Genomic DNA, 24,762 nt, shown 5'->3' with positions numbered 1-24,762 from the left:
ATGATATATAAAGAGGAGGAATAAGGTATGAGATATGTTCACGTTGGTATAAACGTTACGAATTTAGAGAAGTCTATTGAATTTTACGAAAAGGTATTTGGTGTTTCACCAGTTAAGGTGAAAACGGATTATGCAAAATTTTTATTAGAGACGCCAGGGCTTAATTTTACGCTGAACGTACGAGATGAGGTGAAGGGAAATCAGGTAAATCACTTTGGTTTCCAAGTGGATACAGCTGAAGAAATCACATTACATAAAGAAAGATTAGAAAAAGAAGGTTTCTTTGCGCGTGATGAGATGGATACAACTTGCTGCTATGCGGTTCAAGATAAGTTTTGGCTAACAGACCCTGATGGGAATGAGTGGGAATTCTTTTATACGAAAGCAGATAGTGATGTTCACAAAATAGAAGAGTCATCTTGTTGTACGACTTCAAATGAGATAGCTAAAAATTCTTGTTGTTAATAGGAGATGGAAAATAAAATGAAACGTTTATCTTTTCTAGACCGCTATTTAACACTATGGATTTTTCTAGCGATGGCTGTTGGGATTGGTTTAGGGTTTGTGTTTCCTAGTATAGTAGACGGACTGAATACATTACAAGTTGGAACGACGTCTATTCCACTTGCTGTTGGTTTAATTGTAATGATGTATCCACCATTAGCGAAAGTTCGCTATGAGGAAATGGGCCGAGTATTTAAAGATGTTAAAGTGTTAGTTCTATCTTTAGTACAAAACTGGATTATTGGTCCGGTACTTATGTTTGTTTTAGCAATTATTTTTCTTCCTGATAAACCAGAATACATGGTTGGTCTCATTATGATTGGGTTAGCACGTTGTATTGCAATGGTCATTGTTTGGAACGATCTTGCCGATGGAGATAAAGAGTATGCGGCAGGTTTAGTTGCTTTTAATTCGGTATTTCAAATGTTATTCTTCTCAGTTTATGCATACGTGTTTGTAACCGTAATTCCAGAATGGTTAGGAATTGAAGGTGCTATTGTCGATATTACAATGATTGAAGTAGCAAAATCGGTATTTATCTATTTGGGAATTCCTTTTATAGCAGGTATGTTGACACGCTTTGTACTAGTTAAGCTAAAAGGAAGACAGTGGTATGAAAAGGTATTTATACCTAAGATTAGTCCACTTACACTACTCGCATTACTATTTACAATCATCGTTATGTTCTCTTTAAAAGGGGAAATGATTGTTAGCGTACCACTAGATGTAGTAAGAATAGCAATTCCATTACTCATTTATTTTATTGTAATGTTTTTTGTTTCTTTCTTTATGGGAAGAAAAATTGGTGCAAATTATCCGGTGACTATAACATTAGCATTTACAGCAGGTAGTAATAACTTTGAATTAGCGATTGCTGTAGCAGTTGGTGTGTTTGGTATTCATTCGGGCGCAGCATTCGCAGCTGTTATCGGTCCTTTAGTTGAAGTACCTGTAATGATTGCACTTGTAAACGTTGCTTTTTGGTTTAAACGTAAATATTTTAATGACCAACTAGTCTAAATTAAAAAATAAAGGTGGAAAATACCATGGAAAACAAAAAGACAATCTATTTCTTATGTACAGGAAATTCATGCCGAAGCCAAATGGCAGAAGCATGGGGAAAGAAATATTTAGGAGATAAGTGGAATGTGTATTCTGCAGGAATCGAAGCACATGGAGTAAATCCAAACGCAATTAAAGCAATGAATGAAGTAAATATAGACATAACAAATCAAACATCAGATATAATTGATGCAAACATTTTAAATAGTGCTGATTTAGTCGTTACGCTTTGTAGTCATGCAGATGCTGTATGCCCATCTACTCCGCCGCATGTGAATCGTGTTCACTGGGGATTTGATGATCCAGCAGGAAAAGAATGGTCTGAATTTCAACGTGTTCGCGATGAAATTGGAGAACGTATAAAGCGATTTTCTGAAACAGGGGAGTAAATAAAGAAAAGAGTCAATCTTCTATTGTGTTGGAGATTGGCTCTTTTCTTTATTATATATTTCATTAGTTTAAAACAACTATTAAAAAGAATATAGAATATTCTGTCATGGTGGTAAAGTTAGAATAAAGTGGTTTCATAAAGGTGGTTTAACTTATGATTTCTGAATTAAGCAAGAATGATTTTTATAAATGTAGTAGTTTAATAAATGAACAAGGCCAAGTAGAAGTCAAAGCTGTAATTGCAGGGATGAATCCTGGTCGTATATTTGTAGATAACATATCTTCTCCTAATTCGGGTCTTATTTGGTTAGGCAATAATGATGGCTTCTTTTTTATAGGAAGTGCAGAAAATGAAAAGTTTAATAATGAAATTAATAGTTTTATTGATAATGTGATAGAGCCTGAGGCGAGAAAGGTTGGACTAAATTGTTTTGAAGCAATTGGTAATCATTCAAAGTGGAACAAAACAATTGAAAGAATATTTCAGCACCGTAACTTAAAGAGTTGGAATCAAAGAGTGTATACGCAAAAAAAGAAGATTATGAAGATCATTATGGACCTAAAATTGAAGAAGGATATACAGTGCTAAAAATGAGTAAAGCTCTCTATGAAAATAAAGGAAACATATTGAAGAATATTGAATTTTTACAATCAAAAATTTTAGAGTTTTGGTCTTCACCGGATCGTTTTTTCAATGAGGGAATCGGTTATTGCATTGTCTATGATGATCTAATTGTGAGTGTTTGTTTTTCAGGGTTTGTATTTGAAAATATACACTGCATAGATATTGAAACAATAGAAGGACACCAAGGGAAAAAATTAGCTCAAAAGATAGCTCATAGTTTTGTGAAAGATTGTTTAGAGAATAACATTACTCCATATTGGGACTGTATGGAATTGAACAAGCCTTCTGTCGCAGTTGTGGAAAATGTAGGGTTTACAAATGTATGTAACTATGTAGGATATTATTTTCTATTTGATGAATAATTTGTTGATGCGATGAAACGATAGGCATGAGTTAGTTCTATAAGTTTATGAGCCGCAAATGCGGCTTTTTTATTTGTGTCGTAATTAGTTTTAGGATTCTTTTTTGAAAAACTGAATGATTTTTTTAGAATTATCCTCACGTAGATCATAACCTTCGCCGTGCGTTTCATCGCTCGCTTTTGCTATTACGATGTCACCATCAGACTCTATCCAAACAAAGAATTCTTGTATAGAATTATCTTGATAAGTAACCTTCATTTTTGAATGTATATAGTTTTTGGCCTCTTGATCTAGAAGGAGTGTTTTTTTCTCTGCGCTTTCCATACTTGTAAAAATTTTTTTCATATTTTCTTTATTTACTACTGGATTACTACTTTTTGAATTCACAGGACTAATCTCAAGTTTTCTCACTTCTTTTTGTTCAAACATAACGTTTTCATATACAATTTCTTTTTCTTTCACTGCTGTGGATGCTTCTTTATTGGAAGCTTTCGTTTCATTTGAATTACTTGTACATCCAATTAATAAGGTGATACTTAATGCTCCAATTATACCGAATGTTAAGGTCTTCAATAATATGCCTCCCATCTACTATTTTCTATAATTCTATTTCCTATTTGAAATATCCTAGCTATGCTTAATTAAGTGAAATAAATTTTGCTATGGGGAATAGGATGAATTGCTTGTACCCTAATTTTTTGTATGGAAGGAGAGAACGGGGTGAAACACATAATTAGGAATGTATTAATAAATTATTTTAAAGAAATCGACTCATTAGTACTCGAAGAAGAATTACATAATAATAGTTGGAATACAGATTTACACTATAAAATTAAGGTGAATGGAAAGCGATATTCCGCAAGGTTTATAAATAGCAAACGAACAATCAATCCAGCTTTTGGAACGTTATCAAATGAACAATTGAAAGAGCAAGTACGCTTTACATATTATTTACGTGAGCATGGAATTCCTTTTATGAAAATTAACAAGAATAGGTCAGGGGATTCATTTACAGTAGTCACTTGGAATGATGAACAGTACCGATTTGTATTGGCAAATTGGATTGAAGGAGAGCATCTTACACACGGCACAGAATCTATTGCAGAATCGTTTGGAAAGACGGCAAGAAAGATTCATGATATTTCTAGTACATTTCAAAGCTCGATTTTTCAAAAGAAATCTCATTTGGATGGGTATGCCCAGTTTAAAAGTATGTTAGAAAGTAAGGCAAGCGCATGTAAAGACGTACGGGAGTATATAAATCTAGCTAAATATCATATAGAGTGCGCATATACGAGTGAATTAGAGTTTATCGTACAAACAGACTTAAATCCTTTGAATGTTTTATGGGACTCAAATCAACAGGTAAAAGGAATTGTAGATTTTGAATCAATTGGATATGTAGATCGCATTGAAGGACTAGCCTTTTTAATAAAATGGTATTCTCGAACAGAAGGAATACAGTCACATGAAGTGTGTTCAAGTGTTACTAGTTCATTTTTAGAAGGATATAAGGCTCATAATATTTTAACACCAAATGATTATGAGAGACTTTCTTCATTGTTATGGTTATCCGGTAGTTTGAATTGGAATTTTGTAAAGAAAACGCTAAGTGTATTAGATGATGCGAGGCGGTTAGAGGAGCATTTGAAAGTTTATAGAGTAAGGGGAGAGAGGTTGTCTTCATTATTAATTTGTAGATAACCTTTCTTCTCCTTTGGGATTTATAAAACAAAACATATGAGGTGTTCTAAAAATGAAAATACAAATTGTATTGTTTGATGGTTTTGGAGAGCTTGTCTCCTTTGCACCTTTTGAAGTATTAAACAGAGCCATAGAAGAAGGAGCTCCGTTTACAGTTGAACTCGTATCAAGTGAACGAAAGCAAGAAGTTACTACTTCGTTTGGAGTTACAGTTAAAGTACATGATTTTTTACGGATGGATAATCGTCCAGATTTGTTAATTGTACCTGGTGGTGGCTGGAATCATAAAGCTGAACATGGGGCACGAAAACAAGCAGAGCTTGGTACTTTAACCAAAATGATTAGGGCGATGCACAATGAAGGAACAATTGTTGCTGGCGTTTGTACAGGAGGGATGCTACTAGCTGAATCCGGTATGTTGAATGATAAAAAGGCAACAATGCATCATTTGGCGCAGAGTGAAATTAATAAATATGGAGCAGAACTTCTTCCTTACAGAATTGTGGATCAGGGCGATACGATTACTGCAAGAGGGGTCACTTCAGGAGTTGATTTGGGACTTTGGATCACGGAAAGATTCGCAAATCCTAAAATTGCAGCTGCCGTTGAATATAGAATGGAATATGAGAGGCGAGGCGTTGTTTGGAAGTAATTTGACTTCTTTTTTATCCTATTTTAAATGGTAGTAAGACTCCCACCTCAAAATTCAGCGAATGGGAGGGAGGGCTGCCCGTAAAAGCCCAATGGATATGTACTAATAATCAGTGGGGATGACAAAACTCATACTGATTAAAGTTTCATTTTATAACTTTTTACTTTATTAATAGTAGATTTGTTAGAAAGGATAATCATTAATTGATATAATGAATGGATGTGAAGCAGGAAATAGATAGAAAGATACTGCTAGTAATTTATACTTAAAATGTTGGGAGATTGAACAGAGTTATGGGGACAGAAAAAGAAATTAGTTCCGCTAAATTAATATGGAAGATGACGCGCCCGCATACATTAACGGCGACGTTTTCTCCTGTAATTTTAGGGACGGTGGCATCACTTTATGTTGCCGAAATTGATTGGCTTTTATTTATTGCGATGATGGTTGCATGTTTAGCATTGCAAATCGCAACGAACTTATTTAATGAGTACTATGATTTCAAACGTGGATTAGATACAGCTGATTCTGTTGGAATTGGTGGCGGGATTGTCCGTCATGGATTGAAGCCGAAAAATGTTTTAACAGTTGCGCTTTTATTGTACGTAGTAGCAGCATTAATTGGCATTTATATTTGTATGAATAGTAGCTGGTGGTTAGTCGTCATCGGTTTAATTGGAATGGCGGTTGGCTATTTATATACAGGTGGTCCATTACCTATTGCGTACACTCCGTTTGGAGAATTAGTTTCTGGGTTATTAATGGGGACATGCTTTGTACTAATTGCTTTCTTTATTCAAACGAATACTGTAACAGTTGAAAGTATATTGATTTCCATTCCAATTGGAATTTTAGTCGGTGCAATCAACATGTCCAATAACATCCGAGATATCGAAGAAGATATTAAAGGTGGAAGAAAGACATTAGTAATCCTCCTTGGGAGAGAAAAAGCAATAGTAACACTAGCGGTAGCCTTTTTCATTGCTTATTTATGGATCGCTATAATTGTATTGATGGGTTATATAAGCCCTTGGGCATTAGTGATGTTCTTAGGTTTGAGAAAGCCAATTTCTGCAATTCAAAGTTTCCAAAAAGGAGCAAAAGATCCCGGTTATATGCGCATCGCCATGAAATCAACAGCGATGACAAATACGATTTTTGGCTTCTTATTATCAGCAGGATTATTAATTAGTTATCTGTTTTAGATAAAAAATCTTGTTAATTAACTTAACCCCAATTTCTCAATTTTTATATAGAGAGAGATTGGGGTTTTTATTTTGACTTTGTTTCATGTTGAAAACAGTTTCATTCGAAATGCAAATACCAATAAATTGCAACTTCATCACTTGTCTTATCCAAACCTGTATAAACAAGAAAATCAAACCCACCAATTACAAATCCACATTTTTCATAAAATTTACATGCTGCGACATTATTAGTTTGCGTTTCAAGCATGATACCTGGCATATTGCCTTCTTTTGTCCACTTCTTTGCTTGAGCAACTAATCTTTTACCAACCCCGAGTGTACGATATTTTTTATCCACCGTTATATCTTCTATGTAAGCATAGTTATTCCAATTCTTTTTCAATACTATGAATCCAATGATTTGGTTATGTAACAGTGCTATGTAAATTATTTGATGGGGCTTATTTATATATTCATTGTACGCCAGTTCTTCATGATCATTTTGTAAATAACTTTTTTCATAACTCGGAACGTCTTCTACTGTATATTCTATGCGTCTATTTACTTTTGAAAGAGAAAGCATTAACCGAGCATTCACTATAAAACTGTCATCAATCTCCGGAAAATTATCTAAATCATTTGTTTCTAACTCTCTAATTAAAAGGTTCATCGTGATACCTCCAAATTATATTATTTCTTCTGGTTCTTTATGTAATTCAAATTCATTCCAATTACAAAATTATAATAGAATTTCATTAGTAAGGCTATCATTACAAGTTCTTCCTGAAATCATTAAATTTTATAAAGAGAAAGGGTATGAATTTAGGGTATACAATGATGAGGGGCATTTTCGTTTTAACTTTCAGAAAAATCAACATCTATAGTATAAGCTTATTTCTTTTAAAAGTGTTTTTATTACTAAATCAATAACTAAGACAAAAGTCGATTTACTATTTTATAAAGAAATCGGCCCTTTCGTTTATGTATTACGTTACAAGAGATTTCTTATTTTCTCCGGAATGTTTTTTAGAAATCTGTGCAACAGAGCCTTTTTAGTAGGAGTAACTTGTTGAGGATAATTGAAAAATACTATATTAAAATTACACTATAATATTAAAGAATTCCTGACTACAATTCCTATAAATTCTTCTCAATAATTGAAAATAAAATCAATCCAGATTATTATATTGTTATTGTAATTATAAATGTAATTACATTTTATTGAAGGAGGATACATAGATGAAAAACTCAAAAGGCTCTATTGAATCAGAGATAAGCAAAGCAATTACTCATTGGGAAAAGGACTACCTAGGACGAGGGTCTATATCCGTTAAGACAGATATATTACGGGATATAATTATCGTAAATTTACAAGGTATTTTAACGCCAGCTGAATATACTGTTTGCGAAACAAAAGAAGGTATGCTAACTATAAAGAAAAATCGTTCGGAGCTAGTTGAATCTGGAATTGAAGATCTTAAAGAGATTATACTGGAATTAACTGGAGAAAAAGTGAAGAGTTTTCATACAGATATAAGCTCCCGTACAGGTGAACGAGTAATGATTTTTAAATTGTTTCATAATCTTGAGGAAAAGTTTTAAAAATTAAAACCACCGTAGTGTTAGTGGGAGATAATTAAGAAACCTAAAAGTTTTGCACTTTATTTATATTTATTAACATGATAATAATTAAAAACTTGAAATTATTTACGTATAATGAATTTTGATTGAAATAACGCTTGAAAAAATGGATAAATAAATTGACAACCTGCTTAATATAGTTTATCTTATAATTGTTTTAAAAAATTAATAGATGCTTATTTTAACTGTTTGCTATAATTAAGGCTTTAGCATTTTTTTAATATGTAATATTGACTAAATGAAAAAGTTTCTTAATTGAAAGATAGCGCATAACATAAATTGATATATTGATTGCATAATCTAGGAGATCAGAGATATACTGTTATTTTTAATAGGAGTAATACATACATTACTATCCTCTATAAAATGGGAGCTCTTCAAAAAACTTTATTGAAGTTAGTTGAAGTGAAACCGACAATCTCCATAATTCAATGATGATATAAAATCATTGAATTATGGAAGTTGTCGGTTTTTTTTATGGAAAAAACGATGTACTAAAAAGAGTGAATAAAAATTGAAATTAAAAAACTATCGTAATTAAAAGGAATTTTTATAGGTTATTTTCGTTTGGAAGGGAGTATTTTACATGTTAATTTCGCTAAGTTCATCAACACTGTTAACTTTATTTTTTATGGCACTTAGTGCTTCTTGGCTAAGTGGATTATTGTTTTTAAATGCAAGGATACCTTTACGTTTTGTTCATATCCATATTGGTATCGCTGCTGTGCCTTCATTGGTTTCTTTACTCGCACTTGTTAATAACAATGGAGATAGAGCTGTGGGGCCTTGGCATCTAGATACTTTAGCTTGGTTAATGGCTTTCTTTGTTCTTACAATTGGTTTAATCATTCAGCGTTTTTCTGTACGTTACTTAATGGGAGATCGCTCATATCGAAAATACTTTGCACTTTTTACATTTACTACAGGTGTATCTTCGGTTGCATGGTTAAGTGATGATCTTCGCTTCATGATTATTTGTTGGGGCGCAACTCTTATAGGATTGGTTCTACTCATAGGGCTAAATAAAGGGTGGAAAGTAGTTAGTGAAGCAACTAAAATCTCTGGATATTTATTTACAATAAGTTGGATTGCTTTGCTATCAGCTATCATTTGGCTGTTTCAAATAACTGGACAGTGGCAGTTAACATCAGTTTTAGCGAATGAAAATGTAGTGCAACATGGAACATTGGAAAGAACAGCAATCAATTTATTAATTATATTGGCTGTGATGATTCCAGCAGCACAATGGCCTTTTCAAAGGTGGTTAATTGAGTCTGCTGTTGCTCCAACTCCTGTTTCTGCTATTATGCATGCGGGTTTAGTAAATGCTGGCGGTATCATGTTAACTAGATTTTCACCTCTTTTTCATGATGATATTGCACAAATCATTTTACTAATTTTCTCTAGTATTTCTGTCTTAATAGGTACAGGAATTAGTTTAGTCCAAGTTGATTATAAACGTCAGCTAGTAGGTTCAACTATTGCGCAAATGGGATTTATGCTTATTCAATGTGCATTAGGAGCCTATTTAGCGGCTGTTATTCATTTAATTTTACATGGTTTGTTTAAAGCTACACTGTTTTTACAAGCTGGTTCTTCAGTAGAACGTTTTGGGGTAGTGAAGCAGTCTAATGAAAAGATGTCCAATTTATGGATTATAGTCGGGCGTGTTTTAGGATTATTTATAGCAATTACTTTCTGGTTTATGACTTCTGGAGAGGGGTATCAACTAGTTAGTGCGTTAATATTAGGGTGGTCACTATACTTTTCATGGAAACAGCTTGTTGTTTTTGGAGAGGGAAGAATGGGACGAATTGCTGGCTTAATTGTTTTGATTGGATTCTCTCTCATTTACTTTACTGTTCATAATTCTCTTTATAAATGGTTGCATACTGATATTTATCAAAGTGTTCAATCTTCAGCTTCAGCCGTTATCTTTGTTATATGTATTTTACTATTTAGTAGTGTTATTAGTACTTTCGTTACTCGTCATCAATCTTCTACTTTATTCGCTGTACTTTATCTTTGGTTAGTTCGAGTAGGTGAGGCGAGACGAAAGTCAGTAGAAAGTCACCCAAGCTATCTGAAACATTATGTATCAAAGGGAGGTAATTCGTGATGAGCATACCATCAATATTAAAGAAAGATACAAACATTGATATGCAAGAAAATACTATAAATGATTTAGTTGCATCTGCTAGCCGAGTGATTGCACCACTTTGGCCTATCTCTACGTTTGCAGCTCACCACCCTTGGATGGGACTTGAAAAGCAATCATTTGAACAAGTCGCGAATTGGTTAAAAGAAGGTCGTAATGTGGATATTTATCCTAGTGCCTCCATGATTCATTCGGCAAAAGCGAAAGGTGAGATTGAGGAATCTTTTTTACAAATGAGTTTGTCTCGTTGGCTGGATTCACAATCTTTTCATATCCCGCGAGAGAAAGCAGAGCGATTTTGCCAAGCCGCTTTAAAGTTAGAAAAATTACCTTCTAGTCTATTATCATCGCCAGAAGTAAATAAATTGGCAGAAGAAATGAGTTATATAAATACAGCAAGTATGAAAGCCTCTGTTATGCAGCCAATAAGTTCGCTTATAGAGAATCAAAATAGTGAAAACCTATCTGATGTTCTTAATTATCATATCATTAAATGGTGTAAATTATATCTTGATGACTCCGGATCAAGTTGGAAGATGCCAAATCGAGAGAAAGGTTTTTATCGTGCATGGCACCACCTTATTAAATTTGATCCAGCGCTCAGTAAAAATGAGCGTAAAGTTGTAAAAGATTGGCCACAAGATGCCGAAGTAGCTTTAGCGAGAGCATTATCTGAACTAGGAATTTCTGAATCTAATATACAAGCTTACCTTGAAGGGCACTTACTTTCTTTGCCTGGGTGGGCAGGAATGATACGATGGCGCTCACAACAATCAATTCAGGAACAGGAACTTCTCATAGAATATTTAGCAGTTCGAATTTCTATGGAGCTGGCTATTGCAAAACCTTATTTACCTTTAAAAAATCAAAAGGTTGAGAAAAAAGTTTCGATCGTCCCACTTATAGCTTCTTGGATCTATTGGGGGAATATTTCAATAGAGGAATGGTTACAAATGTCTGCTGCTGAACAAAGTGAATTATTAGTATTCGCTTATCGTTTTGATGAAAATATTCGCAGGAAACTTTGGCTCGAAGCTTGGGAACAGACGCATGCAGAGCAATTAAGGGAGAAGATTGCTTCTAAACAATGTGCAACTAATGATAAAAAGCGTGTATTAGCTCAATTAGCATTCTGTATTGATGTACGTTCAGAACCGTTTCGTCGCCACCTTGAAAAATTAGGTCCGTTTGAAACATTTGGAATAGCTGGTTTCTTTGGATTACCAATTGCAACTAGTGAACTAGGTAGTAATAATAATAAAAACCATCCTTCTTTGCCAGTTATACTCAAACCGAAACATCAAATAAAAGAGCTCACAAATGAAAATGAACTTAAATCTTATGAGCAACGTAAGAGGATAGGTAGTTCGGTGCGTTATACATTTAAAACGATGAAACAGAACGTACTAACAAGTATGGCGCTACCTGAGTTAAGTGGTCCATTACTTGGTCTACAGATGGTGACAAGAAGCTTTGTCCCAAGAGGAGTTGGTGGTTTCATTCGTAACCTTCGTAAAACTATGTTACAAAAACCTGATACAACATTCTCGCTTAATCATGTTCGTGACACAAAAGGTGAGATACCTATCGGTTTTACGAAAGAAGAAAAAGTGAACTATGTGCGTCAAGCTTTAAAAATGGTGGGACTGACAGAAAAATTTGCTCCTTTAGTTGTAATGTGCGGACACAGTAGTCAAAGTACGAACAACCCTTATGCTGCAGCACTTGAGTGTGGTGCTTGTGGCGGAGCAGCAGGAGGATTCAATGCAAGAGTTTTTGCTACTTTATGCAATCTGCCAGAAGTGCGAGAGGCGTTGTTTGCTGAAGGTATTAAAATTCCTGAGGATACCATTTTTGCAGCAGCTGAACATAAAACAACAGTGGACGAATTGGAATGGATTTACGTCCCAGAACTTTCGGAAACTGCACAAGAAGCATTTGATTGTATCGAGTCGATTATGCCAAATGTGAGCCAACATGCAAATAGAGAGCGTTTAACGCAATTACCAAATTTTAAAACGAAAATAAAAAATGCGAGTAAAGAGGCACATCGATTTGCAGAAGATTGGAGTGAAATACGTCCAGAATGGGGATTAGCCCGTAATGCATCTTTTATTATCGGGCAACGAGAATTAACTCAGGATTGTGATTTAGAAGGTAGGGCTTTCCTCCATAATTATGATTGGAAACAGGATGAAAGTGGCGATATATTAGCTAACATTATTGCAGGACCAGGAACAGTAGCTCAGTGGATAAATCTACAATATTACGCTTCAACTGTAGCTCCACATTATTATGGTAGTGGAAACAAAACAACACAAACCGTAACGGCAGGTCTCGGTGTTATGCAGGGAAATGCAAGTGATTTGTTGCCAGGCTTACCTTGGCAATCCGTTATGCAGTCAGATAGTGAGACGTATCATTCACCACTTCGTTTACTAATTGTAATTCAAGCGCCTATTGAATATATAGAGCGTTTGCTAAATAATGATTTCGCATTTCGAGAAAAAGTTCAAAATAGATGGGTTAGACTTGCAAGTATTGATCCAGAGGGACGCTGGAAAAACTGGTAACAATCATGCAATGCATAATCAACTATTGTTACTAGCTTAAAAATTTCATAAATACAATAATGAAGAAGGAGTGCTCCATATGAATTCAAAGAATAAAAAAGTTTTATTGTTAACAGACATTGAACATGGAATAGAGCCTATTATCCAACAAGTAACTAACATTCAACAAGAAAACATGTTGACTATACACAGCTACGATTCTGTAATTGTACATCCTTATGGAGATATAATGAGATCTATTATTATTGCTATTTATCAAGAAAATGTTGAAGAAATTTTTGTTGTAGGAATAGAGGATAAAGAAACTTCTTCAGTTAATCTACAAACTCAACATGATTTCATAAAAGATAATATAGAATTAGACTATCTCTTTAAACATTGCATGCCTGAATTTTCAAGTGGTAGCCTGAATGCATGGCTAAGTGGACAAGAAAATGTTAGTGAAAATATTAAGAAGAGTATAGATATGATTCGTCAGCATCCGTTAGTACCTTCTGATATTAAAGTTCATGGTTTCATGATTGATAGAACAGGTGGAAAAGAAACGGTTGCAAAAGTTTCTGCTAATAAAGTAGTTGAATACATTAACTAATCTATTAGGGACAAATAAATTCTTAGGTATAAATTACTGTTATATAATAAAATTTAATATGTTTTAAGAATTAGAAGGGATAGTTATGCAAAACAAAATTATTGTTATGTTTCAAAAAGATTTTCGCTTATATGATAACCCAGCTTTATTTGAAGCTGCTCAGTCCGGTGAGGTTGTTCCGGTATATGTACATGACGAAACTTTTTCAATGGGAAGTGCATCAAAGTGGTGGTTGCACCATGCTGTAATAGATGTAAAGAAGCAACTTGAGGCATTGGGCTCTACTTTAATAATTCGTAAAGGACGTACGGAGGAAGAAATACGTTCTCTCATAGAACAATTACGTATAACGGCTGTATATTGGAATATTTGTTATGATCCGGACAGATTACAATCTAATCAAAAAATGAAAATGATGTTAGAGGATAAAGGTATTATCTGTAAGGAATTTAATTCGCATTTATTATTAGAACCGTGGATTATTAAAAAGAAAGATAACACTGAATATAAGGTGTTTACGCCTTTTTATAATGCATTTCAAAAGCAGATAATACCTAAACCTATTAGTAAAGTGCAGAGTATAAAGGGAGGAAACTCTTTACCAGCAAGCTTATCTGTTTCAGAATTACACTTGCTGCCTACTATACCGTGGACATCTCATATTGAATCAATATGGGAGCCTACAGAAGAAGGGGCATACAAAACATGTAAGAAATTTTTCTCTAGCAAATTAGCCTCTTATAGTGAAGGAAGAGATTTTCCAAATCAAAATGCTCATTCGATGTTGGCACCTTATCTTTCATTTGGTCAAATATCAGTGAGGTTGATGTATCATTACTTAATAAATAAAAGTACCGAAAGACAATGTAGTCTTTTTGAAAAACAAGTGAATAGCTTTATACGTCAATTAATTTGGCGAGAGTTTTCTTATTATTTACTATATCATTATCCGTTTACAGTATATAAACCTCTTAATAAGAGCTTTGAACATTTTCCGTGGAATAATGAAGGTGAGTTATTAACAGTATGGCAGAAAGGTGAAACTGGTTATCCGTTTATTGATGCGGGAATGCGGGAACTGTGGCAAACAGGTTTTATGCATAATCGAGCAAGAATGGCTGTAGCTTCTTTTCTTGTAAAGCATTTATTAATCCCATGGCAAGAAGGAGCAAAATGGTTTATGGATACACTATTAGATGCTGATATTGCAAATAATACAATGGGGTGGCAATGGGTTGCTGGAAGTGGAGCGGATGCATCACCATACTTTCGTATTTTTAACCCGATTACACAAGGAGAAAAGTTTGATAAAAATGGGGAGTATATAAGAAGATGGGTGCCAGAATTAAGAGATATACCGAATAAATATATACATAAGCCGTGGGAAGCACCTGAGCATATTTTACAAAAGGCCAATATACAGCTTGGTCATACATATCCTTTGCCAGTTGTTGATCATAAGGCAGCGCGGGAGAGAGCACTTTGTGCATATAAAAGTATGAAAGAATTTATATAAAATACACGAGTCAATATGAATTTGATATGTAAAGGGTATAATGAAAAGTATAAGAATGTCTATTTGTGTATTAAAGTTGTATTCATTGAAAGAACATACGAATCATATAGAGTTTCTAAAACCTTCTAGTAAAAAAGGAGAATGTTTATGAAAAAATCTAGCATTATAGTGTTCTTACTAACATATGGTTTGTTTTATGTTTCTAGTGTTTTATTCCCTATTGATCGTACTTGGTATAATGCGTTAGAAAAGCCGTCTTGGACACCTCCTGGTATGACAATCGGAATGATATGGGCTGTATTATTTGGACTTATTGCATTATCAGTTGCAATTATTTACAACAACTATGGATTCAAGCCAAAAACATTTTGGTTTTTATTCTTTTTAAATTATATATTCAATCAAGCGTTCAGCTACTTTCAATTTAGCCAAAAGAATTTGTTTTTAGCAACAGTAGATTGTTTACTAGTCGCTATTACTACGTTACTTCTCATTATGTTTTCTTCCAATTTATCTAAAGTATCGGCATGGTTGCTAATCCCATATTTTTTATGGGCTGCATTTGCTACATATTTATCTTGGACAATTTATAGTATAAATTAAAGACGTAAATGAAAACTTGAGCATAATAAAAATGCTCGAGTTTTTATGTTTATCCCGCATTAACGGGCAGTAAGACCTCCAGCTCAAAATTCAGCGAAAGCAAAGAAGTTAGGTGGGGATCGGGCTGCCCGTAAAAGCCCGATTGGTGAGGGCTGATAATCAGTGGGGGATGAATAAAACCCCCACTGATTAAATTTTCACTTTATTAATGATAATCTAAAGTATAGAATATACACATCTTAGGGAGGTCATATATGTGAAGAAATGGATAAAAATTGTTCTGTACTCTGTATTAGGTATTTTAATTATCGGAAGTATTACTTTTTTGACTTGGTCTCAGTTTACTTATAAACCAACGAAAGAGGCTTTGTCTCTAGTAGATAATAAAAAAGATGAAGAGAATATAGTTTTTGGAGAGAAAGATGCTAAAATAGGAGTTATTTTTTATCAAGGAGCTAAAGTAGAAGCTGAAGCTTATAGTTATTTAGGAGAAGCTCTTGCAAAAGATGGGCATTTTGTAGTAATGCCTAAGTTACCATTAAATTTAGCGATACTTGGAATCAATGCAGTAGACAGTGTAATGGAACAGTATCCTGAAGTTCAGAAATGGTATGTTGCAGGGCATTCAATGGGCGGAGCTATGATTTCTAAATATGCTTTTCAGCATGAAGAAAAGGTAGACGGAATCATTTTCTTAGGTTCTTATCCCGCAGATGATTTCTCTACCAAATCGATTCCAATGTTATCTATTTATGGAGAAGTAGATGCTTTAGCAACTGTAGAAAAAATAGAGAACAATAAAAAGTTAATGTCAAAGAATACAACTATGCACATGATAAAAGGGGGGAATCATGCTAATTTCGGCATGTATGGCGAGCAAAAAGGTGATAATGCTAGCTTAATTACGTCAAAAGCACAACAAGATGAAACAGTTAAAGTAATGGAAGAATGGTTGTTAAAACAATGATAGACGGGAGAGGTAATAAAGAGCCAACTCATACGAGTGGGCTCTTTTATTTAACTTCTATCTCCAATTTCCCTCTTAGTTTCTCCGGAATGTCCTTTTCAGAAATAACGTCGTAAGAATAGACATACTTGCCTTTCACATGAACCTTTAAGTACGTTTTTCTTATAAAATCATTAGGAGTGTTTGTTCCTACTGTATATTCTATCTCATTCCCGGATTCATCAATACCTTTTAGTGAGTATATAGCTCTTCCTTTATGATGGTAATCTGGAACACCATACCCTTTCGCAACGGCATATACATGTTTTTCTTCAGCAAGTGGATTAAATCGGTCCAAATCCCCGCGTAATATGAACGGTAGTAAGTATATAAGGAGGCCTATTCCTAATATGCAAAGTAAAAATTTCTTCATGATTGTTTCTCCTTTTGTTAATTTACTTATTTTTAAGTATAGGAAAAAATTCTTATGAATATAGAGGGAAATTCCTTAATGTTTTCTTAATAAAGTTTAACCGTGTGAAAAAAGACTAACTTGAGCATTAAGCTTACGGAATGAATAACCAAATAACCTGTTTTCTTTATTTTTTGATGGTAGGTTATTTGGTTTTTTATTTTTCTTGGATTTAATTAACGAAAAAAGTATCTTGTACTCCTTTTGTAACTTTTTCTATATAGAAATTTTCTATAAAATAAAGGGCTTGCCTTCCAAACAAATCGTTATTTGTAACACTTTTATCAAAGCAAAGTTCTCGTGACATCACTTTGATATTCAAAAACATTAATAACCTATTGTATTAAATTTTTTGAAAATTTAGGTTTAACATCTTTAAAATAGGTGTATTACATATTACATAACAACTAAATAAAAAAATAAAAAATCTAAAGGAGGAAAAATACCATGAATAAGAATGAAAGAAACCCGGTGGTTCATGAATATCAAAATGAGCAGGAAGTAGTTATGAAAGTAAAAGAGCTAGAATTGCAAGGGATTCGCCAAGATGATATTTATGTTTTAGCACATGACAAACATCTAACAAAAAGGATTGCGGATGATACAAACACAAATACGATTGGAGTAAAAGAACAAGGATTGGGCACAAGTATTATTAACTTTTTCTCCAAAAAAGGGGACGAACTCCGAAATCAAATGGGGGAAATGGGGTTGTCGAAGGAGGAAGCTAACTTATATGAAGAAAAACTAGATCAAGGGAGAATTTTACTCCTAGTAACAGCTGAAACACCAACGGCGAGTGATAGGCAGACGCAAAACTATCATTCTCTCTAATAGATTGGCAACATCTGATAAATAGGTAAGGTAATTATTTTAGGTTGTAGCATTGAAAAAAATAAAAGTAGAGAAGGATGAGGAAAATGAAACATACAATATTTAAATATGCTGTGATTGGGATTACGACTGGAGTCATGGTCTCCCTATTAAAAAAAGAAAACCGGAAAGCTATACAAACTACAGGAAAAAGCGTAAAAGACAAACTACAAGAAGGAAACATAAAGGAAACATTAGAGAAGGTAACTGAGACAAGTAAACAATTCTCTGTAACTGCAGCTAATGTTGCAAAACAAACATTACCACAACTGCTTACAGCCACACCAGTTGTCATTTCTACCATTAAAGATTTAACAGAAAACGAAAATAACAAAAAGAAAAAAGATGAACAGGATTACGAAATAAATGAAAATAGTAAGGACATAGACGGAGAAAAAACGAAAAATGAAAAGAAATATATGAAAGAAGGGAAAGAAGAGAGTGCTTAGATTTAATTCTAAAAAGAGAAAGTGAGGAAAAAAGTATGAAATCTCTGTATGCGATTGATGTAGGAATTGGTTTTACCAAGCGGGCATATCGACAGGATGTAGATTCTGAGGTGACGATTAAGAGTGAAGCTTCCACGCTAGCCCCTGTACCTAATCATGCTGAAAGTGAAGATTTAACAAAAGTAAGTTTTATAGACTTAGATTTTGCATACTACATGGGAAATGAAGCACATCAATCTGACGCATCATTTCTTCCTCCATTTGATGAAGAAATAGAAAATTATTATGAAAGCGAACGGTTCAAACAACAAATATTTGGTTGCATTGCAAAGGATTATAAAGAAAATGTCGTGTTACCTTTAGTTGTTACTGGGCTTCCCGTTACTTGTTTTGGTAGTCAGCATGAGCAATTACAACGTGCACTAAAAAAAGAAACTTCCGTGCAAATTGATGGGAAATTTATTAATATTACGGTGGAAAATGCTTTGATTCTTCAGCAACCAGTCGCTTTACATGCCTATTTCTTAAAAGAGGGAATCATTCAGGAACGAGATCGTATCTTAATTATTGATGGTGGATTTCGTACATTAGAAATGACAGATATGAAACAGAATGTCATTTTAAATCATTATGAGACGGAACTAGGATGTAGCAAGCCTTTGAAAAATATTAAGAATATCCTGCAGAATCATGCGGGTGAAAGTGATCACTTGCATATTAACGACATGCCAAAAATATTAGAAAAAAGATATGAATGTCGAGAAGAAAATCATCAGACAAGTCAGGTTCATACTTTGATTCAAAAAGAGTTGGATGCACACTTCCAAGACGTCATGCGTGTATTACAAGAACAATTTAAGTTAGAACAGTATGATACTATTATTTGGACAGGAGGAATAGTAGATCTCCACAAAAAACGAATTGAAAAAATGCAAGGTGAAATTTCTTCTTTCCGTATGGTAGACGCTTCGAAAGAAGCTGCACTTCATGGATACTACATTATTGGAAGTCAAGTATTTGACGACATCACCAATCAATCTGCATATGAATCTAAATTTTAATAACGACCGAAATGGAGTTTGTTGAATAGACGTACCAAATTATGTAGCTTCTTTTCCACATATAATAAATTCTTTATAAGAAAAGATAAAAAGTGCTTGTATAGAGGAAATGTTTAAAATTGAGAATAAAAATAGCTAATATATAGGGGGTCTTCCTTTTAACAGAATAAGACCTCCTATGCCATTTATTTTGTAATTTAGTTGATCAAAAAACTTTTCCTCCAAGACATGAATACCTACATACAAATTTCATATTACGGATATGATTCGATCAAACATAAAACTATTTAGAAAGGAAGAATAATATGGAATGCCTAAAAATGCCGAAATGGAGTTGGTATCATGTGAAAACTAGTGAGCTTGAAAATCTTTCTTCTATAATCCCTCGTGATGTAACATCTCATTTCTCTCAATTTGTAAAGAAAATAAGTTCTCCCTGTGAAAATGGATTATATGTTTATACGTTATCACCAAGTCAAACTTGTGTATATGGTTCGTTTTTATATGATCAAGATAAAAAGGACGCCAAAATTCAAAACTTTCTTCATTATTTCGTAGCTCATGGAATACTGATAACGGTCCAAGAAAAAGAGGAAGAGGATTTTCAAAAATTAATACATAATTCCTCTTTTAGTGTAAAAAATTGTAATAGTTCCGCTGAAGGATTATGTGCTATCTTATCAATGTTTATATCTCACTACTTACGAAAGGTTGACTATTTCGAAAACAATTTCAGAAATGTATTATGGGATTTTTATCATCATAATAACATAGCAGTTTTAGAAAGAATTTATCATATTCGTCATGAATTATTTATGAACACACATGTGTTTCGCTTAATACAAGAAGTGTTACAAGGCCTGAAAGAAGCTTGGTTAGAAAACCTAACAAACACCCTTTGTTATAAACAAACACAGGTAAAATTAGAGCGTGGATTACAACTTGTTAAAGAGTATCAAGAAGAATTAGACACGATGATTCATTTACAAGAAGTTGTTTCTTCTCATCGTGGGAATGAAATTATGAAAGCTCTTACTGTATTAACTGCTGTGAGTACGCCTTTGACAGCCTTAGGAGCATTATGGGGTATGAATTTTAAATACATGCCTGAACTAGAATGGAAATATAGCTATTTAATCGCTCTCTTATTTATTATTTTCACAACAGGGGGTATGTATATGTATATGCGATTCAAAGGATGGACAGGTGACTTATTACGAGTAAAGAAAAAGAAATCTTTTTTTAAATCTAATTAATCCTGTTTATAAAAAATATGATAGATATTAACCATAGATATATGGTTTGTAATATTTATTAATTGAGGTAGTACCATATCCCCATCAAGTTAAAGTTTTGATGTCCCCGCAATGATAAAAATGGTGAATATTTATATGAAAGATTAGAGCTCTCCCTCTTGTAGGAGGGCTCTAATTTTTGTTTAAAAACTATATCATATACATGGGGGCAGACTCATCATCTGAAATTTGTCCGGATTCAATTTAGAATATGGCAAAAGAGAACTTGCGATTAAAAACAAGCTCTCTTTAAAAGAAATAACGTAATTGAGATACTTATATATTAACAATTGTTTTCTTCTAATTCCATATGTCATATGTTGAGAAATAAATTATAAGTGGGTTGATAAAGCTAAAATGAATGATTGACATAATATTTTGACGATAATATAATAAATCTCGAATTCAAGATAACTTGTAAAGGATTGGTAATTGTGAGGTTGATTAACGATGAGAGCCTATCTTTAAAGTTACTTGTTATATTATCAAGGGAATTACAGTCAATCACTAAACGTATTGAAAAGGATATAAAAATTTATGGACTTAATCCAACAGAATTTGCAGTGCTTAAGCTACTATACAGTAAAGGCGATCAGCCTATACAAAAACTTGAAGACAAAACATTACTTGCAAGTAGTAGTATCACGTATGTAGTGAATAGGTTGGAAAAGAAGAGGTGAAAACCATGTCCTAAAGACTGCCGTGTCATGTATGCGTCAATTACTTCAGAAGGTATTGAATCGATGATATTATTTTTCCTCAGCATAAAGAGGAGATTCGGCAAATATTTGGTAGTTTGGACTATATTGAGAAAAAAATGATAATGAAACGGTTGAAAAAGTTAGGATATTACGCACAGAAATTGTAAGTTTGTAGAGGCTATTTCTGTTTAGTAATATCCTAATTACATATAAATTAAATAAATAGGAGGAAAAATTAATAAGTGGTAGTAAATGTATTATAATACAAAATGAATAAATCATATTATTTAAATCAGTACAGTAGGGAATAAAGTTGTTATATTAACGTATACATATCGTCCTTTTCATTATAAATCTTTCATAAAGCGGAGAGTGGGTATCAAGAATGGAATTACGTCATTTAGAGTATTTTATTCAAGTTTGTAATAATAATAGTTTTACTAAAGCTGCGGAAGTTCTAGGTATTTCACAGCCGACTTTAAGCCAACAAATCCGTGTGTTAGAAGGTGAACTTGATACACCCTTGTTTCATCGAGTTGGAAGAGGTATCAAAATGACAGAAGCGGGTAAGTTGCTATTTGATAAAGGAAAATTTATCATGCAACAATTTGATGACGTTTATAATGAAATTTTTGAATTAAAGGGGGTAAAAAGAGGGGTAATTACTATAGGAGGTTTATTAGAGGATCTCACTTATTTAACACCTTATATTATGAAGTTTCAACAACATTATCCTAACATCGTAGTAAAAATTATAGAATCTGAAGTTGCTGTAAATCAAATCGTTGATAAAAATATTGATATAGGCATCACGCGTAGTGCTCAAATTCCAGACACATTAACAAGCACCCTTTTGTATAGCGAAGAGCTTGTCCTTGCCATTCCAAAAAATCATCCTTTGAATGAAACATCATTTGTTTCTTTTCGAGAATTAGTAGGACTGAGTAGAATAATGGTTTCATGTAGTTGTCGTGAATCTATTAAAATATATTGTGAGAGTTTAGGGTTATCTTTATCTGAAGCAAATATAGAAACAAAATCTTCTATTTCTCTATTGAGTCTTGTATACAATGGACATGGGGTTGCCATAATACCTCTTTCACTGGTTAACTTCGTTAATAATGATACTTTGAGCATAGTTCGTATTATTGAACCAACACCAAGTCAAGATATTAATCTTATTCACTTTGATGATAAATTTTTAAGTTTTGCAGCACGTATCTTTATGCAGAAGTTAAATGAACCTAAAAAAGTATTAGTATAATAGAAATAATAATGATTATAGTGTGGGAATTAAAAATGATACATAATTCTTAGGATAAGACCTAAATTACAGTTAAAGGGCAAGTAGATTTATATGTGTGGTGTAGTCGCTTCAAAAGGGAATATCATGGAATTTTACTTAAGGGGAGAAGGCTGTTAAAAACAAGTCAAGTTAATCAATTAACTCTTCGGTCTTATCGCATAGTAATAGATTCCATTAGGGATATACTGCTATTTCTTTTTACATATTCTTATTGCATAAAGAAAACCACCGGGCATTATACCGGTGGTTTTGACTTAGAAAGCAAAGCAAGTACAACCAATACCCCATTTAGTTCCATCTTTTCCTATTATGGTATGAGTGTGTTGATGGAGAGGGTTACTGCAACTATGTAACTTGTGATCATGGGCATCGTGAGAAAGTATAGTGTGGGCTAGGTTAGCACCACCATAACCATAAACTCCCGTCGGTGACCAATTAGGTGATGCTGGCGGCAATTCAGGTGATAGCCTTTTAAATTCATCATTTCCATAAACAACCTGCCCACCCATAATAGTGAGTAATGATTCAAGGTTCTTGATTTCTTCTTCTGGCACAGTAAAGTAGTCAGCAGACAATACAGCAATATCAGCAAATTGACCTACTGCAAGGATTCCCTTTTTACCTTCATCACCAGAGAACCACGCACTTCCTTTTGAATATAATTCCAGGGCTACTTTTCTATCAAGTTTATTTTTTTCGTCGTATATCGAAAGACCACCAATGGTTTTTCCGGCAACCATCCAGTAAAGAGCGACCCAAGGGTTATAGCTGGAAACCCTAGTTGCATCACTACCTGCGCCAACAGGTATACCTAGGTCTAACATACGATAAATCGGAGGAGTACGCTTTGCAGCTTCCTTTCCGTATAAATCAACAAAGTATTCACCTTGAAAAGCCATGCGGTCTTGGATAGCAATACCGCCATTTAAAGCCTTAACACGTTCCATACTACGATCTGAGATTGTTTCTGCATGGTCAAACCACCATCGTAGACCATTAAAAGGAATTTCTTTGTTGACTTCCTCAAATACATTTAAGAATCGTGTGATTGACTCGTCATAAGTTGCATGTAAACGGAATGGCCAACGGTTTTCTACCAATAGAGAAATTACTTTCTTTAAGTCAGCTTCCATCATCGTAGCTAGTTCGGGCTGTGGCATTTGAAATTTTTCAAAATCGGCTGCCGAGAATACTAACATTTCTCCAGCACCATTCATTTTATACTTATCATTTCCTTGACCTGGAGAAACAATTTTTGCCCATGAAGCAAAGTCTTCATATTCATGATTTGGATTTTGTGTAAATAGATTATAAGCAATACGCAAAGTTAATTGTTCCTTCTCAGCTAAATGTTCAACAACTTTGTAGTCATCAGGATAATTTTGGAAACCGCCACCTGCGTCAATGGCACTTGTAATACCTAATCTATTTAATTCGCGCATAAAATGGCGAGTTGAATTAATCTGGTCGTCAAAATTAAGTATTGGAGCTTTACCCAAACTTGAATAAAGAATAGAAGCGTTAGGATTTGCAATTAAAAGGCCCGTTGGATTACCTCGTTTATCCCGTTCAATTAAACAACCTGGAGGGTCTGGGGTATCTTTTGTGTATCCCAGTGCACGCAGCCCTGCACGATTTACAAGTGCTCTATCGTAAAGATGTAGCACAAAGACAGGTGTGTCTTCAGAAACAGCATTAATCTCTTCCAAAGTTGGCATCCGTCTCTCTTTAAATTGAAATTCAGACCAACCTCCAACTACTCTTACCCACTGAGGAGCAGGTGTACGCCTTGCCTGTTCTTTGAGCATTTCGAGAGCAATGGCAATTGAAGGCACACCTTCCCATCGTAATTCCATATTATAATGAAGACCGCCACGAATAACGTGTATATGAGAGTCATTCAGACCTGGAATAGCTCTTTTTCTTTTAAGGTCTATTTTTTTTGTTTTTTCTGTGGCGCTATCAAGAAGCTCATCTCCACCTATTGCAGTTATTAAACCATCAGTTATGGCGATAGCAGATACCTCAGGTTGAGAGGGATCAAGGGTAGTAATTTTTCCGTTATATAAGATCATATCCGGTAAATTCAT

Annotated in this window: 23 protein-coding genes and 3 pseudogenes; 21 read left to right on the top strand and 5 right to left on the bottom strand. The window is 33.9% G+C overall.

The window, feature by feature from the left end; translation table 11 throughout:
• The first annotated feature begins 27 nt into the window (after positions 1–27).
• From G9F74_RS11590 to G9F74_RS11575, 4 genes and pseudogenes are all read left to right on the top strand, one after another.
• Positions 28–465 carry an ArsI/CadI family heavy metal resistance metalloenzyme gene (locus G9F74_RS11590; protein ID WP_001271011.1) on the top strand — a complete coding sequence of 146 codons (438 nt, stop codon included), beginning with the start codon at positions 28–30 and terminating at the stop codon, positions 463–465.
• 18 nt (positions 466–483) lie between these two features.
• Positions 484–1,524, top strand: a complete 1,041-nt coding sequence (gene arsB, locus G9F74_RS11585; RefSeq protein WP_016108740.1) for an ACR3 family arsenite efflux transporter — start codon at positions 484–486, stop codon at positions 1,522–1,524.
• Positions 1,525–1,550: 26 nt separating this feature from the next.
• On the top strand, positions 1,551–1,955 hold the full coding sequence (arsC, locus tag G9F74_RS11580; RefSeq protein ID WP_000428336.1) for an arsenate reductase (thioredoxin): 405 nt from the start codon (positions 1,551–1,553) through the stop codon (positions 1,953–1,955).
• Positions 1,956–2,110: 155 nt separating this feature from the next.
• Positions 2,111–2,943 (top strand): annotated as a pseudogene (locus G9F74_RS11575) (GNAT family N-acetyltransferase).
• A 90-nt stretch (positions 2,944–3,033) separates the two neighbouring features.
• Here the strand turns inward: G9F74_RS11575 and G9F74_RS11570 are convergent.
• On the bottom strand, positions 3,034–3,516 hold the full coding sequence (locus G9F74_RS11570; RefSeq protein WP_016108737.1) for a YhfM domain-containing protein: 483 nt from the start codon (positions 3,514–3,516) through the stop codon (positions 3,034–3,036).
• Positions 3,517–3,645: 129 nt separating this feature from the next.
• On the opposite strand from G9F74_RS11570, the gene G9F74_RS11565 reads away from it, so the two are divergent.
• The 3 genes from G9F74_RS11565 (at position 3,646) to menA (ending at position 6,504) form a co-directional block, all read left to right on the top strand.
• On the top strand, positions 3,646–4,647 hold the full coding sequence (locus G9F74_RS11565) for a phosphotransferase enzyme family protein (protein ID WP_131202362.1): 1,002 nt from the start codon (positions 3,646–3,648) through the stop codon (positions 4,645–4,647).
• A gap of 52 nt (positions 4,648–4,699) precedes the next feature.
• Positions 4,700–5,299, top strand: coding sequence for a DJ-1/PfpI family protein (locus G9F74_RS11560; RefSeq protein ID WP_016108735.1), 600 nt, complete (start codon positions 4,700–4,702; stop codon positions 5,297–5,299).
• A 293-nt stretch (positions 5,300–5,592) separates the two neighbouring features.
• The gene (gene menA, locus G9F74_RS11555; RefSeq protein ID WP_016108734.1) at positions 5,593–6,504 is read left to right on the top strand and encodes a 1,4-dihydroxy-2-naphthoate polyprenyltransferase; all 912 of its coding nucleotides are present in this window, start codon (positions 5,593–5,595) and stop codon (positions 6,502–6,504) included.
• A 100-nt stretch (positions 6,505–6,604) separates the two neighbouring features.
• Here menA and satA read toward each other — a convergent pair whose 3' ends face one another.
• Positions 6,605–7,156 (bottom strand): streptothricin N-acetyltransferase SatA, encoded by a 552-nt coding sequence (satA, locus tag G9F74_RS11550; RefSeq protein ID WP_016108733.1) that lies wholly within the window; start codon positions 7,154–7,156, stop codon positions 6,605–6,607.
• Positions 7,157–7,253: 97 nt separating this feature from the next.
• Between satA and G9F74_RS30055 the strand changes: the two are divergent.
• From G9F74_RS30055 to G9F74_RS11510, 8 genes and pseudogenes are all read left to right on the top strand, one after another.
• Positions 7,254–7,370 (top strand): annotated as a pseudogene (locus G9F74_RS30055) (polysaccharide deacetylase family protein); the annotation flags it as partial.
• Between the two features lie 355 nt (positions 7,371–7,725).
• A complete protein-coding gene (locus tag G9F74_RS11540; protein ID WP_016108732.1) occupies positions 7,726–8,088 on the top strand; it encodes a Na-translocating system protein MpsC family protein in 363 nt (120 codons plus the stop codon).
• Positions 8,089–8,713: 625 nt separating this feature from the next.
• Positions 8,714–10,246 carry an NADH dehydrogenase subunit 5 gene (locus G9F74_RS11535; RefSeq protein ID WP_016108731.1) on the top strand — a complete coding sequence of 511 codons (1,533 nt, stop codon included), beginning with the start codon at positions 8,714–8,716 and terminating at the stop codon, positions 10,244–10,246.
• Positions 10,246–12,858 (top strand): DUF2309 domain-containing protein, encoded by a 2,613-nt coding sequence (locus G9F74_RS11530; protein WP_016108730.1) that lies wholly within the window; start codon positions 10,246–10,248, stop codon positions 12,856–12,858. The genes G9F74_RS11535 and G9F74_RS11530 overlap by 1 nt, the downstream gene beginning before the upstream one ends.
• Positions 12,859–12,937: 79 nt before the next feature.
• Positions 12,938–13,450: a carbonic anhydrase gene (locus G9F74_RS11525; protein WP_001086237.1), complete on the top strand. Its 513-nt coding sequence runs from the start codon at positions 12,938–12,940 to the stop codon at positions 13,448–13,450.
• Positions 13,451–13,535: 85 nt separating this feature from the next.
• Entirely contained in the window at positions 13,536–14,966 is a 1,431-nt protein-coding gene (locus G9F74_RS11520; protein WP_016108729.1) for a cryptochrome/photolyase family protein, read from the top strand.
• A gap of 147 nt (positions 14,967–15,113) precedes the next feature.
• Positions 15,114–15,569, top strand: coding sequence for a TspO/MBR family protein (locus G9F74_RS11515; RefSeq protein WP_000749758.1), 456 nt, complete (start codon positions 15,114–15,116; stop codon positions 15,567–15,569).
• A 256-nt stretch (positions 15,570–15,825) separates the two neighbouring features.
• Positions 15,826–16,536: an alpha/beta hydrolase gene (locus G9F74_RS11510; protein WP_000758850.1), complete on the top strand. Its 711-nt coding sequence runs from the start codon at positions 15,826–15,828 to the stop codon at positions 16,534–16,536.
• A 46-nt stretch (positions 16,537–16,582) separates the two neighbouring features.
• Here the strand turns inward: G9F74_RS11510 and G9F74_RS11505 are convergent, their stop codons facing one another.
• Complete coding sequence (locus G9F74_RS11505; protein WP_000714081.1) at positions 16,583–16,948, bottom strand: YxeA family protein; 366 nt, start codon at positions 16,946–16,948, stop codon at positions 16,583–16,585.
• Between the two features lie 211 nt (positions 16,949–17,159).
• Positions 17,160–17,315 (bottom strand): acyl dehydratase, encoded by a 156-nt coding sequence (locus tag G9F74_RS30050; RefSeq protein ID WP_080119719.1) that lies wholly within the window; start codon positions 17,313–17,315, stop codon positions 17,160–17,162.
• Between the two features lie 119 nt (positions 17,316–17,434).
• Here G9F74_RS30050 and G9F74_RS11495 point away from each other — a divergent pair, with 119 nt between their 5' ends.
• From G9F74_RS11495 to G9F74_RS11470, 6 genes and pseudogenes are all read left to right on the top strand, one after another.
• The gene (locus G9F74_RS11495) at positions 17,435–17,821 is read left to right on the top strand and encodes a YflT domain-containing protein (protein WP_016108728.1); all 387 of its coding nucleotides are present in this window, start codon (positions 17,435–17,437) and stop codon (positions 17,819–17,821) included.
• 86 nt (positions 17,822–17,907) lie between these two features.
• Positions 17,908–18,309 (top strand): hypothetical protein, encoded by a 402-nt coding sequence (locus tag G9F74_RS11490; protein WP_016108727.1) that lies wholly within the window; start codon positions 17,908–17,910, stop codon positions 18,307–18,309.
• A 35-nt stretch (positions 18,310–18,344) separates the two neighbouring features.
• Positions 18,345–19,370 (top strand): ParM/StbA family protein, encoded by a 1,026-nt coding sequence (locus tag G9F74_RS11485; protein WP_016108726.1) that lies wholly within the window; start codon positions 18,345–18,347, stop codon positions 19,368–19,370.
• Positions 19,371–19,675: 305 nt separating this feature from the next.
• A complete protein-coding gene (locus G9F74_RS11480; protein ID WP_000388990.1) occupies positions 19,676–20,626 on the top strand; it encodes a magnesium transporter CorA family protein in 951 nt (316 codons plus the stop codon).
• A gap of 473 nt (positions 20,627–21,099) precedes the next feature.
• Positions 21,100–21,533 (top strand): annotated as a pseudogene (locus G9F74_RS30045) (MarR family winged helix-turn-helix transcriptional regulator).
• Between the two features lie 218 nt (positions 21,534–21,751).
• On the top strand, positions 21,752–22,630 hold the full coding sequence (locus G9F74_RS11470) for a LysR family transcriptional regulator (RefSeq protein WP_016108724.1): 879 nt from the start codon (positions 21,752–21,754) through the stop codon (positions 22,628–22,630).
• A gap of 296 nt (positions 22,631–22,926) precedes the next feature.
• Here G9F74_RS11470 and G9F74_RS11465 read toward each other — a convergent pair whose 3' ends face one another.
• Positions 22,927–24,762 (bottom strand): amidohydrolase, encoded by a 1,836-nt coding sequence (locus tag G9F74_RS11465; protein WP_016108723.1) that lies wholly within the window; start codon positions 24,760–24,762, stop codon positions 22,927–22,929.

Origin of the sequence: Bacillus sp. EKM202B (assembly GCF_011066025.1) — a bacterium.
GTDB lineage: Bacteria > Bacillota > Bacilli > Bacillales > Bacillaceae_G > Bacillus_A > Bacillus_A toyonensis.
Note: the sequence above shows the minus strand (reverse complement) of the source record. Positions and strands in the feature narration are given on the sequence as shown.

Bases quoted from the DNA above. Each gene is read 5' to 3' on its own strand.
- G9F74_RS11590 (WP_001271011.1), top strand. From the start codon at position 28: ATGAGATATGTTCACGTTGGTATAAACGTTACGAATTTAGAGAAGTCT.
- arsB (WP_016108740.1), top strand. From the start codon at position 484: ATGAAACGTTTATCTTTTCTAGACCGCTATTTAACACTATGGATTTTT.
- arsC (WP_000428336.1), top strand. From the start codon at position 1,551: ATGGAAAACAAAAAGACAATCTATTTCTTATGTACAGGAAATTCATGC.
- G9F74_RS11565 (WP_131202362.1), top strand. From the start codon at position 3,646: ATGGAAGGAGAGAACGGGGTGAAACACATAATTAGGAATGTATTAATA.
- G9F74_RS11560 (WP_016108735.1), top strand. From the start codon at position 4,700: ATGAAAATACAAATTGTATTGTTTGATGGTTTTGGAGAGCTTGTCTCC.
- menA (WP_016108734.1), top strand. From the start codon at position 5,593: ATGGGGACAGAAAAAGAAATTAGTTCCGCTAAATTAATATGGAAGATG.
- satA (WP_016108733.1), bottom strand. From the start codon at position 7,156: ATGAACCTTTTAATTAGAGAGTTAGAAACAAATGATTTAGATAATTTT.
- G9F74_RS11540 (WP_016108732.1), top strand. From the start codon at position 7,726: ATGAAAAACTCAAAAGGCTCTATTGAATCAGAGATAAGCAAAGCAATT.
- G9F74_RS11535 (WP_016108731.1), top strand. From the start codon at position 8,714: ATGTTAATTTCGCTAAGTTCATCAACACTGTTAACTTTATTTTTTATG.
- G9F74_RS11530 (WP_016108730.1), top strand. From the start codon at position 10,246: ATGAGCATACCATCAATATTAAAGAAAGATACAAACATTGATATGCAA.
- G9F74_RS11525 (WP_001086237.1), top strand. From the start codon at position 12,938: ATGAATTCAAAGAATAAAAAAGTTTTATTGTTAACAGACATTGAACAT.
- G9F74_RS11520 (WP_016108729.1), top strand. From the start codon at position 13,536: ATGCAAAACAAAATTATTGTTATGTTTCAAAAAGATTTTCGCTTATAT.
- G9F74_RS11515 (WP_000749758.1), top strand. From the start codon at position 15,114: ATGAAAAAATCTAGCATTATAGTGTTCTTACTAACATATGGTTTGTTT.
- G9F74_RS11505 (WP_000714081.1), bottom strand. From the start codon at position 16,948: ATGAAGAAATTTTTACTTTGCATATTAGGAATAGGCCTCCTTATATAC.
- G9F74_RS30050 (WP_080119719.1), bottom strand. From the start codon at position 17,315: ATGTTTTTGAATATCAAAGTGATGTCACGAGAACTTTGCTTTGATAAA.
- G9F74_RS11495 (WP_016108728.1), top strand. From the start codon at position 17,435: ATGAATAAGAATGAAAGAAACCCGGTGGTTCATGAATATCAAAATGAG.
- G9F74_RS11490 (WP_016108727.1), top strand. From the start codon at position 17,908: ATGAAACATACAATATTTAAATATGCTGTGATTGGGATTACGACTGGA.
- G9F74_RS11485 (WP_016108726.1), top strand. From the start codon at position 18,345: ATGAAATCTCTGTATGCGATTGATGTAGGAATTGGTTTTACCAAGCGG.
- G9F74_RS11480 (WP_000388990.1), top strand. From the start codon at position 19,676: ATGGAATGCCTAAAAATGCCGAAATGGAGTTGGTATCATGTGAAAACT.
- G9F74_RS11470 (WP_016108724.1), top strand. From the start codon at position 21,752: ATGGAATTACGTCATTTAGAGTATTTTATTCAAGTTTGTAATAATAAT.
- G9F74_RS11465 (WP_016108723.1), bottom strand. From the start codon at position 24,762: ATGAATTTACCGGATATGATCTTATATAACGGAAAAATTACTACCCTT.